At 61.0% G+C, this 16,850-nt stretch carries 16 protein-coding genes and 1 pseudogene; 8 read left to right on the top strand and 9 right to left on the bottom strand.

Translation table 11 applies throughout. From position 1 onward, the window contains the following. Positions 1–5: 5 nt before the first annotated feature. From AAHM38_RS22030 to AAHM38_RS22010, 5 genes are all read left to right on the top strand, one after another. A complete protein-coding gene (locus AAHM38_RS22030) occupies positions 6–1,049 on the top strand; it encodes a copper resistance protein B (RefSeq protein WP_182557078.1) in 1,044 nt (347 codons plus the stop codon). A gap of 35 nt (positions 1,050–1,084) precedes the next feature. Further along, complete coding sequence (copC, locus tag AAHM38_RS22025; protein ID WP_004635311.1) at positions 1,085–1,471, top strand: copper homeostasis periplasmic binding protein CopC; 387 nt, start codon at positions 1,085–1,087, stop codon at positions 1,469–1,471. Positions 1,472–1,475: 4 nt separating this feature from the next. Then, positions 1,476–2,405 (top strand): copper homeostasis membrane protein CopD, encoded by a 930-nt coding sequence (gene copD, locus AAHM38_RS22020; RefSeq protein WP_004635312.1) that lies wholly within the window; start codon positions 1,476–1,478, stop codon positions 2,403–2,405. 29 nt (positions 2,406–2,434) lie between these two features. After that, complete coding sequence (locus AAHM38_RS22015) at positions 2,435–2,923, top strand: DUF411 domain-containing protein (RefSeq protein WP_080633406.1); 489 nt, start codon at positions 2,435–2,437, stop codon at positions 2,921–2,923. 403 nt (positions 2,924–3,326) lie between these two features. Then, positions 3,327–3,911 (top strand): IS5 family transposase, encoded by a 585-nt coding sequence (locus AAHM38_RS22010; RefSeq protein WP_256731011.1) that lies wholly within the window; start codon positions 3,327–3,329, stop codon positions 3,909–3,911. A gap of 441 nt (positions 3,912–4,352) precedes the next feature. Here AAHM38_RS22010 and AAHM38_RS22005 read toward each other — a convergent pair. After that, positions 4,353–4,592: pseudogene (locus AAHM38_RS22005) on the bottom strand (transposase); the annotation flags it as partial. Between the two features lie 259 nt (positions 4,593–4,851). Here AAHM38_RS22005 and AAHM38_RS22000 point away from each other — a divergent pair. Continuing rightward, entirely contained in the window at positions 4,852–5,091 is a 240-nt protein-coding gene (locus AAHM38_RS22000) for a DNA-binding protein (RefSeq protein ID WP_009241632.1), read from the top strand. A gap of 736 nt (positions 5,092–5,827) precedes the next feature. Here the strand turns inward: AAHM38_RS22000 and AAHM38_RS21995 are convergent. From AAHM38_RS21995 to AAHM38_RS21960, 8 genes are all read right to left on the bottom strand, one after another. Further along, positions 5,828–8,965 carry an efflux RND transporter permease subunit gene (locus AAHM38_RS21995; protein ID WP_009241631.1) on the bottom strand — a complete coding sequence of 1,046 codons (3,138 nt, stop codon included), beginning with the start codon at positions 8,963–8,965 and terminating at the stop codon, positions 5,828–5,830. A gap of 64 nt (positions 8,966–9,029) precedes the next feature. Continuing rightward, positions 9,030–10,097: an efflux RND transporter periplasmic adaptor subunit gene (locus AAHM38_RS21990; protein WP_021197813.1), complete on the bottom strand. Its 1,068-nt coding sequence runs from the start codon at positions 10,095–10,097 to the stop codon at positions 9,030–9,032. Further along, a complete protein-coding gene (locus tag AAHM38_RS21985) occupies positions 10,094–11,485 on the bottom strand; it encodes a TolC family protein (RefSeq protein WP_031330288.1) in 1,392 nt (463 codons plus the stop codon). Before AAHM38_RS21985 ends, AAHM38_RS21990 begins: the two co-directional genes overlap by 4 nt. Before the next feature lie 80 nt (positions 11,486–11,565). Then, positions 11,566–12,882 carry a sensor histidine kinase gene (locus tag AAHM38_RS21980; protein WP_021197811.1) on the bottom strand — a complete coding sequence of 439 codons (1,317 nt, stop codon included), beginning with the start codon at positions 12,880–12,882 and terminating at the stop codon, positions 11,566–11,568. Next, a complete protein-coding gene (locus AAHM38_RS21975; RefSeq protein ID WP_031330287.1) occupies positions 12,872–13,561 on the bottom strand; it encodes a response regulator transcription factor in 690 nt (229 codons plus the stop codon). The genes AAHM38_RS21980 and AAHM38_RS21975 overlap by 11 nt, the downstream gene beginning before the upstream one ends. A gap of 316 nt (positions 13,562–13,877) precedes the next feature. Beyond that, positions 13,878–14,090: a GDCCVxC domain-containing (seleno)protein gene (locus AAHM38_RS21970; RefSeq protein ID WP_081659386.1), complete on the bottom strand. Its 213-nt coding sequence runs from the start codon at positions 14,088–14,090 to the stop codon at positions 13,878–13,880. Between the two features lie 7 nt (positions 14,091–14,097). Continuing rightward, positions 14,098–14,373: a mercury resistance system periplasmic binding protein MerP gene (gene merP / locus AAHM38_RS21965; protein ID WP_021197809.1), complete on the bottom strand. Its 276-nt coding sequence runs from the start codon at positions 14,371–14,373 to the stop codon at positions 14,098–14,100. A gap of 12 nt (positions 14,374–14,385) precedes the next feature. Continuing rightward, the gene (locus tag AAHM38_RS21960) at positions 14,386–14,730 is read right to left on the bottom strand and encodes a mercuric transporter MerT family protein (protein ID WP_021197808.1); all 345 of its coding nucleotides are present in this window, start codon (positions 14,728–14,730) and stop codon (positions 14,386–14,388) included. Between the two features lie 75 nt (positions 14,731–14,805). On the opposite strand from AAHM38_RS21960, the gene merR reads away from it, so the two are divergent. Then, positions 14,806–15,204 carry an Hg(II)-responsive transcriptional regulator gene (gene merR, locus AAHM38_RS21955; RefSeq protein ID WP_021197807.1) on the top strand — a complete coding sequence of 133 codons (399 nt, stop codon included), beginning with the start codon at positions 14,806–14,808 and terminating at the stop codon, positions 15,202–15,204. A gap of 772 nt (positions 15,205–15,976) precedes the next feature. Next, positions 15,977–16,850: DNA-binding protein (locus tag AAHM38_RS21950; protein WP_342234318.1), on the top strand; the 874-nt coding region annotated here is incomplete at its 3' end.

The raw sequence follows: 16,850 nt of genomic DNA, 5'->3' as shown, positions 1-16,850 counted from the left end.
AGATCATGCAAAAGCACGCTAAAGCAGCATTGACAATTGCCTTGACCGTCGTCGGCACCAGCGCCGCGTTGGCACAGGAATCCACGACTTCCTACGACACCATGGCGCCAAGCTCGAGCGCTGGAACGCAGCCAAAGGACCACAGCTCGATGCAGGGTATGGACCACGGCTCGATGCAGGGTATGGACCACGGCTCGATGCAGGGTATGGACCACGGCTCGATGCAGGGCATGGACCACGGCTCGATGCAGGGCATGGACCACGGCTCGATGCAGGGCATGGATCACGGCTCGATGCAAATGCAAGGCGGCTCTCCGCCACCTGATGCACGGGATCCGAATGCATACTCGGGTGGATATCAACTGGGGGTTGGAAAGTACGCGCTGGGCAATACCCGCCAGCTCATGATGGCCGATGAACACAATTTTGGATCGTTCTTGATTGATCGCCTGGAGTGGGTGCGCGGGACTAACTCCAACGCCGCGTCTTACGAGGCCCAAGCGTGGTACGGAAGCACTTACAACAAGGTTGTGCTGAAGGCGGAAGGCGATGTGAAAAAAGGTCGACTCGAGGAGGCGCGCACCGAGTTGCTGTGGGGGCACGCGATCACGACGTTCTGGGACACCCAGCTTGGGATCCGAAACGACGTCGGCTCGGGGCGTCCAGCGCGGAACTGGGCGGCTTTTGGCGTGCAAGGTCTGGCGCCATACTGGTTCAACATCCAGGCCACGGCATACGTTGGTAACAGTGGTCGTACTGCGCTGCGGCTGTCCACGGAGTATGAATTGCTGCTGACCCAGCGCCTCATCCTACAACCGCGCGTGGAGGCGAACCTCTATGGGAAAAATGATCCGGTTCTGGAGATCGGCAGTGGCCTGTCTAGCGCTAGCGTCGGACTGCGTTTGCGTTACGAATTCAGCCGGCAATTCGCGCCTTACATCGGCGTTGAGCGGTACCAGACGTTTGGCAACACGGCCAATATGATCAGGGCTGATGGAGGCCGCAGTGGCGAGACTCGGTTTGTCGCAGGCCTGCGAGTTTGGTACTAGTCGTTTTCTTTTTCACCACCAGTGGAGGTATTGATATGTTGAACCATCGTTACATTGCCAGCATTGTTGTCGCGGCCTCGGCCATTCTCGCCAGCACGGCTGCATTTGCGCATCCCAAGCTGTTGTCTTCCACGCCCGCCGACAAAGCCGAAGTAGCCGCGCCGGCAAAGATCGAGCTCAAGTTCTCGGAGAGTCTCTCGACGCAATTCTCGGGGGCAAATCTGGTGATGACGGAAATGCCCGGCATGTCGGGGCAAGATGCCATGAAGGTTGCTGCAAACGTCTCAGCAGGCGACGACCCCAAGACAATGGTCATCACGCCTGCCAAGCCCTTGATGACCGGGACGTACAAAGTCGAATGGCGCGCAGTTTCATCGGACACTCACCCCATGACGGGGAATATTTCGTTTAAGGTCAAGTAAAACCATGGCAGACGATTGGCTCAATATCGCCTTGCGGTTTGCGCTGTATCTGGATTTGACGATCCTGTTCGGTGTCTCGCTGTTCGGCGTGCAAGCGTTGCGGCCCGATCACCGAGCATCGGCGATTGCGCGTCGATACGTCTGCACCGTTGGAACCACTGCCGCCTTGGGCATCCTCCTGTCGCTGTGGAGCATCGTGGTGATGGCCAAAGCCATGACCGGTGCCACCGAGTATGGCGCCCTAACTAGCCATATCTTCGGCATGATCCTGACCACCACTACGGTCGGACTGGCCTGGATTGCGCGCTTGGTGGCGCTAGTGAGCTGCCTGGTCGTCGTTGCTTGGTTGGCAAAACGCCCGATACCTCATTTTGGGTTGTGTGCCGGCCTGGGCGCCGTGGCGCTCGTCACCGTCACTTGGGCTGGGCACGGGGCGATGCACGATGGTGCGACGGGATATCTTCATCTTGCATCCGATATTGCCCACGTCCTGGCCGCTGGGGCATGGGTCGGCGCATTAGCAGCGTTTGTGCTCCTGGCTTCCATGCGGCACGCGGCCTCAACGGAAGCGGTCGAGATTCTGAGCCATACGTCCAATGGCTTTGCCCGTCTTGGGACGTTGATTGTCGCCACTTTGCTCGCGACAGGGGTGTTCAACTATTGGCTGATCGTAGGCCCGACACTTGACGGACTCTTCTCTTCCCTTTATGGGCGTCTGTTGCTGCTCAAACTCGCCCTGTTTGGAGCGATGCTGGGCTTGGCAGCGGCCAATCGCTATCGATTGAGTCCACAGCTGGAGACGGCATTGGACGTAGGCGACCACTCTGACGCGGTTATAGCGCTGCGCCGAAGCCTTTGCATGGAGGCGGGACTCGCCGTAGTGATTCTCGCTGCGGTCGCTTGGCTTGGTGTGCTGTCGCCGCCGGGAACCTAGGCGATTTTGGCTGCACGAGAATAAGTACTATGACAAGACTATCGGGTATCAAGACTGTCTCAGCAATGAGGCGTTCCGTCATTGCAGGACTGGTGCTTTTGCCTGCCTTGGCTTGGGCACAAAAGACTGCATCCAAGACCCAGATTGAGGTCTGGAAGACACCAGCGTGTGGATGCTGCCGGGATTGGCTTTTGCATTTGCGGAACAACGGTTTCGAAGTGGTTGTACACGACGTCGAAGACACGGTCGAGGCAAGACAAAAAGTCCGCATGCCAGCGCGCTATGCCTCCTGTCACACCGGCCTTGTTCAAGGCTATGCGCTTGATGGCCATGTTCCGGCCCGTGAGATTCGGCGATTGCTGCGGGAGAGTCCATACGCGATTGGACTGGCGGTCCCTAGCATGCCAATTGGCGCGCCAGGTATGGACAGCCCTGCATATGACAATCGACACATGCCTTATAACGTCTTGCTGGTCGGCTTGGATGGCAACGCAACCGTATTCCAGCCGTATAAGTGAATGCGCAAAAAGCGTTTGGCGAAGTGCAGTCGGCTCCTTGCACATGTCGAGGAAATCTCCAGTCGAACCCTTGCGCAGTGAGGTGTTGCCCAATGGGTGGCACGCGTGAGAAACATGTCGGTTGCAGACCTTCCAGTCAACGTGCTGGCGACAATGGCGCTCGTCTTCGTAACATGGATTGCGCTGCTCATAGGCTTCGCCTGGTACTTGCGCAGAAAACGCGGAGCAAAGCATCCGTCAAATACACGTGCCGATGTCAATAGGCGCCGCCAAAACAAGAAATCCCGTTGTCGACGCTAACTACGCGATCATGGAGAAAAACGTCGACGTACCTAAGGACCCGCTTCAAAACTCTTTACGCGAGCGCTGGCGCAGAGCACACGGTGGCGGCATGATGGTGGACATGAAACAGACGACCTTGGGTCTGGACTGGACCAACAAGCGCACCAGGAAGCGCGATTTCTTGACTGAGATGGAGCGCGTCGTTCCGTGGACCACACTGGTGGGCCTCATCGAGCCGCACAGTCCTCGCGCCAAGACTGGCAGGCCGCCTTTTGCCATCGAGACCATGCTGCGGATTCACTTCATGCAGAACTGGTTCAGCTTCAGCGATATGGCAATGGAAGAGGCGCTGATCGACACGCCGCTGTACCGCGAATTCGCGCGACTGAACGTCGATGCCGACCGCTTGCCGGATGCGGTCACCATCCTGCGCTTTCGTCATTTGCTGGAGGCGCAAGATATCGGCACCAAGATGCTTGCTGCGGTCAACGACCTGCTGAGCGCGAAAGGCCTGATGCTCAAGGCAGGTACGGCGGTGGATGCGACGCTGATCTCGGCACCGAGCTCGACCAAGAACGGCACCGGTGAGCGCGACCCAGAGATGCAGTCGACCCAGAAGAGCGGCAACTGGTACTTCGGGATGAAGGCGCATGTGCGACCTGCAAAGTCGCATGAGTTCCTGTTTCACGAGGTAAGTTATCGATGAAACCGGTTGTTCCATCAACCGTTCCCTACCCGGACATGCTGAGCGGGCAACTGCTCGGTGTGAAGCTCCGGGGACAACGTACCCGCCGGATTAGCCGGTACTCGGTCCCGCGAGGGGCGTGGAAACTGCCAGCACAGAGGCGGTGAGGGGCTAGGGACGAGCGGTAACGATCAACACATGTGAACTTCCGTTAAACGTCGTCATCATTGAACAAGCCAAATGTGCTGACAGGCTTGAGCCAAACGGCAAGCGGCAAGGCATGGTCTTTGTGTGCTGGACCATCATGGACGGAACGCCGCCGGCGAATAGGAAGGATCCGACCCGCTCTGAAACTCATGTGGAACAGGGTAAGCCCGTAACGTTGCCTCCCAAGGCAGGCGAACCGCAAGGAACGTTGTTGGCGTTGCGGGTATAGGAACACGGAAAAAGCGAAGGCCTTCCTGTAATGGGAAGGATACCGACTGCGACATCGTCGGACGCGAAAGCGTCACCAGCACGCAGTGCTCGGTGCCATTTGAAGACCAGGTTCGGATTCAGCCCGTGCTCCATCGCCAGACGCGCCACCGATACGCCTGGCTCGCAGGCCAGCTTGGCCAACTGCCGTCGGAACTCAAGGGGGTAATTCGGGATGCCTCTACGTGAACATCTCTTCGGTGCTTCTGTTGCCAGAGTGGTCCCCACTACTAATTTGGTGGGGATCACTCTGGCAACTTCCTCTCACACCGTCGAGACGGTGCTGGGGACACGCTTACGCGACAACGCCATCTTATCGTGCCGCTCTCGCCAGGCGAAGAGGTGCGAGAGGGACAGCGCGTCTACGTGAATCTCCAGGATTGCGGCCAGTTTGCCGTCCCAGCGTCCCAAGTGATGCTGCTGCGTCCTGCAGGCTAGCAGGCGCCTCTATTTGGTACGAGATACGGTATCAAGTTGTAGGAGCATCGTGGCCTGTGCCGCACTGAGCCGTTTGGATGTGAAGCGCGCCCGCGATTCGTTGGTCACACAGGGGCAGCATCCGTCGATCGACGAGCTATGTATCGCCTTGGGCAACGTCGGCTCGAAGACGACCATCCATCGCTACCTGAAGGAACTGGAAGAGGAAGAAGGCGCGGCATTGGCACGTACCGGCTCGCTTTCCGACACCATCCAGGATCTAAGCTCGGCTGGCGGCGCGCTTGGATGAAGAGGCGCAGACGATGATCGACCAGCAGCCCGCCGTGTCGGCCGCGCAGCGCCACGCCAGCCGCTCTGCAACAGCGAACCATCGAGGCCAAGCACTTGGCGCAGCAGGCCCAGGATCTCCCCGCAGGGCTGGCTGAGCATGAGGATTTCCGGCGCTTGTTGGACCACAAGTCAGGCACTGGAGCATTTCCGTAGCGCCCGCAAGGAGCGGCGCGGCCAGGAGGCACGCCGACACGAACAACAGGCTCAGCAACTCCAGGCGGAACTGCGCCGGACAACCCGATGCTGATCGTCAAGCAGGGCGAGATCACTCAGTTGCATAAGGACGGCGCCGGGTTGGTGGGGTAGCCGTCCTTTTCGTGCATTTTCTTACGGTTTCACTCGAACTTCCCTTGTGAATCAACAAGTTGCTAATTCACGGATTTCGCAAGAGCGCGTCCTTTTCGTGCCTCACGGTTTCAGACCGCCGGCACCGCCACCCAGAGGGGCATCCGGTAGACGCATACTCACTGCGCAGTGAATATGGCATTTCCGCCAAGTATCAGCGGCTGCGCTGGCTTGTGGTGCTGCAAGCTGTCGAGCCCGCCGCTTATGCCGTCGGGCCGGCCACAGTGAGCTGCTGATCGTCGCGCGTAACGTTCGGCACGTTGTCGCTCTGTTTAGCGATTGCGCTCGCGATAGCTCCACCGCCGACGCACGCAAGCCGCCGGGGAGCTGTTCGGTAGCGGCGGACTCATTCACGATTCGCCACCCGTCACGATGCCCCCGGCAGCTCTGTCGGGCTCGGCAAGCATGTCGCGCTCGAAGCGCCCATAGTGCAGAGCGAGCGTCGGCAGCACGATCAGGTTGAGCGCGGTGGACGTGATCAGGCCACCCAGAATCACGATCGCCATGGGCCCCTCGATTTCGTTGCCCGCCGCACCGCTCGTGACGGCGAGCGGCAGCAAGGCTAGCGCGGTGACAAGCGCGGTCATCAGGATCGGCACCAGCCGTTCCGATGCCCCACGCACCGTCGTATCCATGCTCCATGGAAGGCCGTCGACGTGCACGAGGTGTTCGTAGTGGCTGATCAGCATGATCGAATTGCGCAACGATATGCCGAAGAGCGTGACGAAGCCCACCATGCTGCCAAGCGATAAGTTACCGCCTGCGACCACGACGCTCAACACCCCACCCACCAGCGCGAACGGCAGGTTGGTCATAACAAGCAGCACACGCCGGCGGCTTTTCAGCGCGAGGAAGAGCAGCAGCGTGATACCGATCAGGGACATCGTGCCATAGGCAATGAGGTCGTGCTGCGATTGTGCGCGCGCTTCGCTTTCGCCGCCGAATACGGCATACGTCCCTGGGGGCATCTTGATTTCGTGGTTCACACGCGCTTGCGCCTCGCCCACGAAATCGCTGACCGGCCGACTGCCAAGATTGATCGATACCGTTTGCATACGCTGGCCGCCGTCGTGCGCGATTTGGTAACGGCCGAAGACCTGGCGGATCGTCGCGAGCTCGCGCAAGGGCACGGCAAGTCCGTCTGCATTGCGCAGCATCAGCGCGCCAATGTCGCCGAGCGTCTGGCGTGCTGACGGGGCAAGTACCACCGTGACATCGTAGCTGCGACTGCCTTGGTAGATCTGCGATACCGTGACGCCCGCGTAGGCAGCCTGGATCGCATCGAGCACTTCGACCGGCCTGAAGCCCCAGCGGCTCAGTTGGTCAGGCTTGAGCTTCACGTCGAGCTCAGGGATACCGGGTGGCGAGGCTACCTGCACGCTTGCCACGCCGTGGATCGCCCCGATCAGGCGCGCAATATCCTGGGCCGTGCGGTCGATCACATCGAGGTTGTTGCCGAACACGTTGACGACAACCGGCGCAGTTGCCCCTGAGATGGTCTCGTCAATGCGTTCGACAAGAAACGTGTTGACCGACGTGGTCAGCCCTGGAAAGCGCGCGAGCGCCTGCCGAACGCGATATAAGGCCCAGCTCTGGTCCGAAGCGCTCATCGGCTCAAGATCGATCTCGAATTCCGAGAGCTGGACGCCGGTCGGATCGACGACGTTATTGGCCCGGCCGGCGCGCTGTGCTACGAGGCGCACGCCTGGCACCTGCATCAACGCTTTCGATATCTGGGTGCCGATGCGCATCGACTCCTCGAGTGACGTTCCGGGTGCGAGCCCCATGTGCACGATGTAATGTCCCTCGCGCAGTTGCGGAATGAAATTGCCACTCATGAACGGCAGCGCGGCGAGGGCGGTCACACACATCAGCGCAACGGTCACCGTGACCGCCTTCATGTGCTGCTCGATTTTCATCAAGAGGGCCGTATAGCTTGCCTTGAGCCCGACAATCCAGTGCGGCTCGCGCGCCGGGAGCGGTCTGCGCGTGAGCAGTGCAAGCGCCATCGCAGGGGTGAGCGTGAGCGCCACGGCGAGCGAGGCCAATACCGCGAGAATGTAGGCGATGCCCAATGGTGCAAAAAGCTTGCCGGCCACGCCAGAGAGCGTCAGCAACGGCAGGAAGATCAGCATCACGATGAAGGTGGCGAACACCACGGCGCTACGGACTTCCAGCGAGGCCCGCAGCACCACGCGAAAAACGGCGAGCGGCTGCGGCAGCGCGCAGTTCTCGCGCAATCGCCGGTAGATGTTCTCGACATCAATGATCGCGTCATCGACCACCTCGCCGAGTGCGATCGCAAGGCCCCCAAGCGTCATCGTATTCAGGCTCACGCCCAAAGAAGTCAGCACGATGCTCGCGACGAGCAGCGAGAGTGGAATGGCGACGGCGGAAATCACTGCGGTGCGTACATTGAGCAGGAACAGGAATAGGACTGCCATCACCAGAACGGCGCCTACGATGAGCGCCGTGCGCAGGTGGCCAACCGACGTATCGATGAAATTGGCAGGACGAAACACGCCAGCGTTTACCTCGACACCGTGCTGGACCAGGACCGGCCCGAGCGCGTCAAGCGTCTTTTCGATGCTCTTCGTGATGGCCAGCGTGTTGGTCCCATATTGGCTTTCCAGCACCAACTGCACTCCGGCTTGACCCATGATCGAGGCGGCCCCGACAGGTGGCGTGCTGCCCCAGGCCACGGTTGCGACATCGCCAAGGCGCACCGCCGTGCCGTTGCTCCAGCGCAGCACCACGCCAGCGAGCTTCTGCGGTGTGGCAATCTGGCCGTCGGCGTTGACGGCGATGCGTTGATTATTGTTCTCGATGAACCCGGCGCCGCGCACACCGGTGGACAGGCGCGCTGCTGCGATGACGTCCTGGACCGACAGCCCATAGCGCATCAGCTTGGCCGGATCCACCTGAACTTGCATCTGGCGCGCGTCGCCACCAAACACGATCACGTCAGCCACGCCGGGGACGCTCAGCAGCTGCGGCCTGACAGTCCACTGTGCGATGTCGTACAAGTCCATCAACGAGCGCGTCTTTGACGTGATGCCAATGATTCGCACGACACTGGTCGTCGTCGTGAGCGGCAGGAGCCTGGGTGGCATGACACCCGTTGGCAGCGTTGCCGCCATCCCGTTGATGCGCTCGGTGACGAGTTGCCGGACCTGCAACACGTTCGTGTGATCGTCGAAGACGAGCGTGATCGCGGAAAGACCCTGCATCGACCTGGAGCGCATCGATTGCAAGCCGACCATACCGCCCAGGGCGTTCTCAAGCGGCTGCGTCACGAGCGTTTCGACTTGTTCGCTGGTCAACCCCGGCGCTTCGGTATGGACGATGCTCATCGGCGGCGCGAACTCCGGGAACACATCAAGCTTCGCGCGCGTGAGCGTATAGAGGCCGTAGCAGGCCACGACGATAGCCAGCGCGTAGATGACGCCGCGAAAGCGCAGCGAAAAGCGAATGATCGCGTTGAGCATGGACTGGCTTGAGTTCGCGTTGGATATGGCTGGGGGTGCACCCGGACAAGCGGGTGCTCCAATCTCACTCATCGCACTCGGGCGGATCCTTGCAGGCCGTGGCGATGCCCTGCGGCTTCAGTTCTTCGGAGAGCAGCAATTGAGCGCCTTGCGTTACCACAAGATCGCCGGCGTGAAATTCGGAGGTTACCTTGAAGCCTTGGTCGCCTTCTCCAGCCGGCGGCACATAGCGGCGCGTAAAACGATCGGGCGCGGTGCGCACATAGGCCCACGTCTGGCCGCCGTACCAGACCACCGCCTGCTCTGGAATCAGGAGTCCGGCATTCACTTGGCTCGACGTTGGTACGTTCGCGCTCGTGCGCGTACCCGCTGGCAGCGCTTGCTGGGCGATGTAGAACCATGGGTTGCCCTGCACGGCAGGATCGGCGAGTGGCGACGCGGAAAGTTTGCTAGCCGGAACCGACTTGCCTTCGGGGGTCTCGATCGTGATCCCGGCAGGTGCCACATCGCGGTAGCTCGCAGGCAGCGTGACGCGCAGCACCACTGCGCGACCCAACTGCAAATGCAGGAACAGATCGGACGCCGGCGTGATCGCCGCGTTCGTGAGGGCATCGCCAAATTGCTGGCGCATCGTGGCATCGAGGCCGCTTACCGCCGCATTGGCTGATTGCAGCTTGGCGTTATCCGTTTGCATGAGCGCTTGTGCGTCCTGCAGGCTCTTCTGCGAAATGTTGCGGTCATCCTCGAATAAGGTGCGGGTGCGCGCGTACTGCGCGCGCGAATTGGCGGCCTGCGCTGCAAACGTGCCGACGTCTGCTCGCGCAGCCGCCATCCGGTTGTGCAGGTCGAAGAGCGGCTGCAGGTCGATGACGGTCGCATAGGCGCTAATAGCGCGCTGTCCGGTGACGGCAACGAGCGGTGTCACCATGATGTGGCTTGCGCGCTGTTCCTCAGGACTGATGACGACGACCGTTTCGCCATTGACCGTTTGTACGCTCGGCTGGGGAGCGACCTGGGTGGCCACGGTGGGGGCGGAGGCGCCCGAGTTTGCGACTATCTGATGGATGTACCATCCAGCGCCAACGAGCAAGGCCAGCGAGGCGAAGGAAAAAAGAATCAGTCGAAGTTTCATTGCCGTGTCTCTTGCTCGGTTGGGGTTGCATCCATCACCCCTTGGCCGAGGGTTCGCTGCATGGCGTCCTCGAGTGCGCCGGCGGCCTGCTGGGCGGCGACGACAGCGTTCAGATGGGCAATTTCACTTGTTTGATAGTCGACCTGCGCCTGTGCGTACGTCAGACGGTCCGTGTTGCCGGCCGCAAGGCTGGCGGCCTGGCTATCGAGCTGCTTTCGGGCGTCGGTCCGATACGCCTCGGACAAGCGCATCGCCTCGAGGCTGGAGCGGTAACGGGCAAGCGCGTGATCGAGGTCGCTGAGAATGGTGTCCTGCAATGCTGCCGTTCGGGCGGCGGCCTCCTTGCGCTTGGCCTCGGCCTCCCGGATGCCGCCCTGGTTCTGGTCGAAGATCGGCAACGCGATGCCGGCGAGGCCAAATGCAATCTTGTTCGTTCCGGTGTCGTAGGTATAACCGAGGCCGAGGTGGATGTTGGGATACTGCTTCGCCACTTCGAGCTGCAATGCCGACTCGGCGGCGGCGTAGCCGGCAAGCGATGCGAGCAGGTCGGCCCTGTGGAAGATTGCCTCGCGCTGGGCGTCGGCAGCCGGCGGCGCAGGCGGCGCTGTGCCGAACGCGTCGAGATCGAACCGAATGCCATCGAGCGCAGCCGCCCTCACGCCGATCGCTGCCGCAAGTTGGGCACGGGCGTCCTGTTCAGCGCTGCGGGTTGCGACCAGATCGCTTTGCGCCTGGGTATCGGCGAGTACCGCCGCATCGACGTCGGGCCGGGAGAACTGACCGACTGCCAGGCGCTTCCTGCTCATTGCGGCGATCTCCCGCTCGGCCTCCGCCTTGCGCGACTGAGACACGATACGCTCGCGTGCGGCATAGAGCGCGAGCAGCGCGTCGCGGACTTGCGAGCGGACCTTCCATGCTTCATTCGCGATGTTCAGGCGCGCGGCTTCCGACAGGTGCGACGCCTGGTCGACGCGATAACCCCGCTTGTGTGCGGTCTCGATCGGGATATCGAGCGCTGGGCCGGTCGTGAACGGCGCGCCGGGACCGGGGTTGGGCGTCGAGTACTGAAAAGGAAATTGAAGGACCGGGTTCGGAATCTTGTCGGCAACCTCGATACCGGCTTTGGCTGTACCCCACCGGGCGCGCGCGATATCGAGCGCCGGGCTGTAGTACCAGGCTGCCAGACTAAGCATCTCTCGGTTCCAGCGCGCCGGTGGCCACGGCTGAACGTCTTGCCCGAGCTCGCGGGAGAGGTAGGCGCGCAAATCTTCGCTCACAAGCGAGCGCTCCTGGAACTGGAGGGCAAGCTGGGCTGGCGCGATCGGTTGTGCTTGGTATGTCGCACAACCCGCCAGCAGGGTGAAAGCAATCGGCAATGCTCGACGCATTTGGACATCCATTGGTCTTGCTGCCGTCCGGTTTGGCGGCTTAAGGCCCGGATGCTACGCCACTGCTTGTGAAATTTTTGTCAAGAACGAGCCGGATCCGTTCCAGGTCGTGCCGCTTCTGGGGTCGCCAGGGGCAGACGTAACCATACGCGCGTACCGCGGTCGGGCTCGCTGTGGAGATCGATGGCCCAGCCATACCGGTCGCATATCTTTTTCACGATCGACAGGCCAATACCGATGCCGCGTGTCGACGTTTGTTGCGGGGCCGCTTGATAGAACCGGTCGAACACATGCGGCAGCGCCTGCGGGGCAATGCCTGCGCCCGTATCCTCGATCTGCAGCCAACCGTCCTCATACGAGAAACGAATATGCCCGTGCGCGGTATAGCGGATCGCATTGTCAATCAGGTTCGAGAGCACGATGGCAAGTGCGGAACGATTTGCCATGATGTGCAGGCAGAGATCGACGTCGACCACCGTGTTGACACCTTTTGCAGTCAGGCTGTCCACGAAGGGCGCCAGCACTGTTTCGATCATGCGTGTCATGCCCACCGGTTCCTGGCGCTCTGCCAATTCCTCTCTTGCCAGTATCAGCAGCGCATCGACCGTCTCGCGCATGTTGTCGGTCGCTTGTTCGATCTGACGCAGTCGTGCGCGCGATTTTCCACCGATCGACGTGTCCTGTTCGAGCAGTTCACAGCTTGTCTTGATGGTGGTAAGAGGCGTGCGAAGTTCATGGCTGACGTTGCTGGTGAACGCCTTCTCGCGCTCCACCATGTCGGCCATGCGTTGATGGTACGCGTTGAACGCGTTGGCCAGCTCGGTGATTTCTACTTCGTCGTATTTGCCGGGATTGATCGACGCCGATCCGCCACCGAGCCAAAGCACTTTGACTTGCTGCGCCAACCCCACCACTTGGCGCACCAGCAGACCTGACAGGCCGTACGCAAGCCAGATCGTCAGCAGCGCAAAGACGCCGGTGCCGGCCATGAGTGCGTTGATGACTCGCTTGAATCGCTGCTCATAGGCGCCAAAGTCGTAGATCCGGTACAGCCGTGTATTGCCAAGCGGGACAACAACGACGTGGATCTCCTCGTCATTGACGATGATCTCGTGAGTGCCTGCGGAAAGCTCCTTGACCGTTGCGGGCAACGTGACCGTCGCCCGACCCGCGGTCGACACATAACCATTCATCCTCGCGTCAAACTGCGGCAGCAGAGCCGGATCGCTCTGGTACGACTGCAGCAGGTTCGCGATGTCATCGTGGATCAGCGCCGCGATCAGTTTCTCTTCCTGCGCTTCGGCAAGCGCTTTCACGCCCAGCGCCTGAGCGACCAGCAGGAGGATCGTCAGCGCTGAGAAGGCGAGCGCGACCTTGAAACGCAGGCTACTTCGCATCGGTATCGCCCACATTCAGCCGGTAGCCAAGACCATGCACGGTCTCGATGAGATTCACTTCGCCGTGAGTGGTCAGAGCGCGGCGCAGCGTATAGACGTGTGCACGAAGAGTGTCGCTGTCGCCAAGCTCCTCGCCCCATATCTGCGTTTCGAGTTCGACGCGGCTGAACACGCGGTTCGGGGATTGCATCAGGATGCGCAATAACAGCAGGCACTTGGGCGGCAGCTTTATAGGGCGAACGCCACGTTCGACGGAAAGTGTCGTCAGGTCAAGCCGCACGTCCGCACAGCATAGGACCGTTTGCGTAACCTGTCTCTTATAGCGCTTGATTAGGGCGGCCAACCGCGCGCCGACCTCCTTGAGCGAGAACGGCTTGACCAGGTAATCGTCGGCACCGTGCCTGAATCCAGTGAGCTTGTCATCCAGCGTGTCTTTGGCGGTCAGCATCAGGACGGGTGTATCGCGGCGCGCTTCCTCGCGCAGCCTGCGGCACAGCGTCAGACCATCCATGCCCGGTAGCGCCAGGTCAAGCAGAATGGCATCCCACGATTGGGATAGCGCCAGTTGCAGGCCTGCTGGGCCGCTCGACGCAGTATCAACCTCGTAACCGGCGCTCTCAAGGTAGTCGTAGAGATTGGTCGCGATGCTGACGTCGTCTTCGATCACGAGTACCCGCACAATGAGCTCCCGAACGCGCAAACACACGCGCATTGTGCCATTGCATCCCGTTGCGGGATGCCAATCTTGCTTGGACCGGGCAGCAAAGTGGGGCCTGGTAGGAGTCGCGCGCGACCAGATATCGACGATGGCCCATTCTACGTACCCGTAGTTTAAGTGGGTGACTGTGTCCAGCGATTCAGGGGGCCGCTCCACTGGTGCTGCTTTGCCGCGGCGCCGGCGCCTTGTCTATCGGTGCTTGGCTACGCAAGCGCTGGCTCGCCGCTCCGTAAGCTTAGTGCCGCGGATGGTTCGCCCTCGTTCGTTTGGGACCAGGTCAGCCGCAGCATCCCCGTTGCAGTTGGACAGGCGGGCAAGGCACCGAGCCGAACGAACAGAACACGCAGCAGTCCCCTGGCTTGGGCCGCAACAGCGTTTTGCAGTGCAGGCATTCGTAGTAGAACAGGCAAGCGTCCGTGGGCATGGTTTCCTGCTTAGCAAAGCCGCAGTGCGGGCACGTCAGCACGGATTCGAGGGTGACTGCACTCATGACGGGGTCACTTCTGCAGGGTGGACGGATAGCCTGCGTTCGTCGTCGCGCGGGTCAATGCTGCCGGTTGGGTCGTGTCAGCGTCATAGGTAACGGTGGCCGTTTTCCTGCCGAAGTCGACCTTTACAGCGCTCACTCCGGGCACCTTTTGCAGCGATTTCTTGACCGTGATGGGGCACAACTCGCACGTCATGTTTTGCACGTCGAGAGTCACGGTTTTCGGCGCAGCGGCCAGTGCTGTGAGAGGCAAGGCTGCGCATATGGCCAGCAACAGTTTGCGCATGAGTGTCTCCAATCAGTAGAACAGCGGGGCTAGCCACGGCACGGCCAACAGGCCGAGCAGCAAGGCGGCGACGACCCAGAACACCAGCCGCTGCCGCTCAAGTGTGCGTGGCTCAGCGCAGGCCGTACCCGGTGTGCAGGCTCGCGGCACCAAGTAGAGCTTGCGGAAGGCCAGCCCGAGAAACAGCAACGTCAGGCCGATAAACACGGGGCGGTACGGATCCATAGCCGTCAGGCTGCTCACCCATGAGCCGCCGATACCGAGCGCGAGCAACACCAGCGGGCCGACACAGCACACCGATGCGCCGATGGCGGCCAGGACGCCCGCAACCAGCGGGCCTTTCCCGGAGAACTGCATGCCCGACTCCTTGAACCTGTTTGCTCAAGTGTTAGTCTAGATTCCGTACTTAGGTACGGAATCAAGGAGAAAGTGATGGCTACAGACCTGACCATCGGCAGGCTGGCGGAAGCCGCCGGCGTGAATGTGGAGACGATCCGCTATTACCAACGGCGCGGCCTGCTGGATGAGCCGTCAAAACCCCTAGGCGGCCATCGGCGCTACGCCTCGGAACAAATCAGGCGCGTGCGCTTCGTCAAACGAGCTCAGGCGCTGGGGTTCACGCTGGACGAGGTGGGCACCTTGCTGTTGCTCGATGCAGCGTCTGCGTGTGGCGAAACGCATGCACTGGCTGCGCGCAAACTGGACTTGATCGACCGGAAGATGGCCGACCTAGCCGCGATGCGCCAAGTGTTGACCGGACTGGTACGGCAGTGCGAGGCAGGTGACGGCCATGCGACTTGCCCAATTATCGATGCGCTGGCGCAGGATTGAGCTCGCCGGTAGTGTCAGCATTTTCTCGTTCCGAAGCCTAGAAGACGCCACTGATCGGCTACCGAGGCTGCTTAGTGCGACTGCCCTGCGCTGGTAGCCCCTAAGGCGCACGCGTCCTGGTCCCTCCTGGCCCAGGACTGAGCACTGCGACCATCTTCCCCCCCGTTTCATGCCATCCTGATGCAGTCAAGTTAGGCCACTCGTCCACCCGATTCAGTCGTTACGACCCACTAGCATTGGGGGCACACCGATACGGATTGTGTCAAAAATCTGTCACCACAATGGGTTAGTACCCGTGTGCCGGGGAACACGCTAAGTCAAGAATGTTGCAATTCTGTGAAAATACAGCTGCCCCGGAATCAGGGCAGAACAGTCCGCACCGGGACATTATCCGCTGACATCGCCCTGTCTTTCCCGGCCCCTGCGAGCGCGGTGCCCATTCAGACGCAATATCCCGTGGCGGTGCAACTTTGCTGCCCTGAGCGGTGCGATGGCCATGCACAGTGCAGTTTCACGAAAAGCGGGCGCGCGCATCATTCACCAACAAATCGGATTCCGCGTCGATGACTCGAGTGGTTCGCCCACTGTCGCCCAAAGAATAGGACGCTGGATCATTTGTACTGTGAGCGAGCGCCGGAGTGACCTTCACATCGCATCACACGTGATAATCCGCCATTATCACGTGTGAGGAACCGCCTCCGAGGAGCCACCTTGACGCATCGATTTGGTACGTATATACATAGTACGTAATACGGTATCAAATACTAACGCCATGGCCCGTGCCGGACTCAGTCGTATTGACATCAAGCGTGCCCGCGATTCGCTGCTCGCCCAGGGGCAGCACCCGTCGATCGATGCGATACGTATCGCGTTGGGCAACACGGGCTCGAAAACGACCATCCACCGCTATCTGAAGGAACTGGAAGAAGAGGAAGGCGTAGCGCTCAAGCGGGCTGGCACGACCTCCGACGCCATCCTCGACCTGGTCGGCAGATTGGCGGCGCGCCTGCATGAAGAAGCGCAGGCGGTGGTTGACCAGCAGGTTACGGCTGCCACGGCACAACGCCAGCAAGTCCGGGCAGAAGCAGACAGGCTGTCGGCGGACCTCGCCGTGCTTCGCGCCGAGCTGGCGCAGGCTCACGCCACCATTACCAACGTGCGGGCTGCGCTCAGCGACACGCAAGCGGCGCTGCAGCAGCATGCCCTGGAGGCCGAACGGCTGGCGCAGCAGGTCCGGGACCTCACTGAACGGCAAGCCGAGCAAGAAGGCTTCCGGCGCTCACTGGAGGAGAAGCTGCAGCACGCGCACCAGGCGCTGGAACACTTCCGCAACGCCAGCAAGGAGCAGCGCGATCAGGACACGCGGCGGCATGAGCAACAGGTCCAACAACTGCAGGCGGAAATCCGGCAGGCCAACCAGGCGGTGATCGTCAAGCAGGGCGAAATCACGCTGTTGAACAAGGACGGCGCACGGCTGGTTGCGGAAGTTGGAGCGGCAACCAAGCGCGTCCGCGAACTGGAAGCACGCGGCGAGCAAACAGTGGCGGCGCTGAACCAAGCGCGCACCGACCACACGCGGGCGGAAGCAGAACGGGATACGTTGCGCGCGACGGTGCAGGCCCAGGCGGATGAGCTTGCGGCCGTGC

The sequence above is a fragment of the Ralstonia sp. OTU4908 genome (assembly GCF_038440115.1).
Classification (GTDB): Bacteria; Pseudomonadota; Gammaproteobacteria; order Burkholderiales; family Burkholderiaceae; genus Ralstonia; species Ralstonia pickettii.
The sequence above is the reverse complement of the archived record's forward strand: the minus strand, read 5'-3'. Positions and strand labels throughout refer to the sequence as shown.

Coding starts and splice junctions, on each gene's coding strand:
- AAHM38_RS22030 (WP_182557078.1), top strand. CDS start 6: ATGCAAAAGCACGCTAAAGCAGCATTGACAATTGCCTTGACCGTCGTC.
- copC (WP_004635311.1), top strand. CDS start 1,085: ATGTTGAACCATCGTTACATTGCCAGCATTGTTGTCGCGGCCTCGGCC.
- copD (WP_004635312.1), top strand. CDS start 1,476: ATGGCAGACGATTGGCTCAATATCGCCTTGCGGTTTGCGCTGTATCTG.
- AAHM38_RS22015 (WP_080633406.1), top strand. CDS start 2,435: ATGACAAGACTATCGGGTATCAAGACTGTCTCAGCAATGAGGCGTTCC.
- AAHM38_RS22010 (WP_256731011.1), top strand. CDS start 3,327: ATGAAACAGACGACCTTGGGTCTGGACTGGACCAACAAGCGCACCAGG.
- AAHM38_RS21995 (WP_009241631.1), bottom strand. CDS start 8,965: ATGCTCAACGCGATCATTCGCTTTTCGCTGCGCTTTCGCGGCGTCATC.
- AAHM38_RS21990 (WP_021197813.1), bottom strand. CDS start 10,097: ATGAAACTTCGACTGATTCTTTTTTCCTTCGCCTCGCTGGCCTTGCTC.
- AAHM38_RS21985 (WP_031330288.1), bottom strand. CDS start 11,485: ATGCGTCGAGCATTGCCGATTGCTTTCACCCTGCTGGCGGGTTGTGCG.
- AAHM38_RS21980 (WP_021197811.1), bottom strand. CDS start 12,882: ATGCGAAGTAGCCTGCGTTTCAAGGTCGCGCTCGCCTTCTCAGCGCTG.
- AAHM38_RS21970 (WP_081659386.1), bottom strand. CDS start 14,090: ATGAGTGCAGTCACCCTCGAATCCGTGCTGACGTGCCCGCACTGCGGC.
- merP (WP_021197809.1), bottom strand. CDS start 14,373: ATGCGCAAACTGTTGCTGGCCATATGCGCAGCCTTGCCTCTCACAGCA.
- AAHM38_RS21960 (WP_021197808.1), bottom strand. CDS start 14,730: ATGCAGTTCTCCGGGAAAGGCCCGCTGGTTGCGGGCGTCCTGGCCGCC.
- merR (WP_021197807.1), top strand. CDS start 14,806: ATGGCTACAGACCTGACCATCGGCAGGCTGGCGGAAGCCGCCGGCGTG.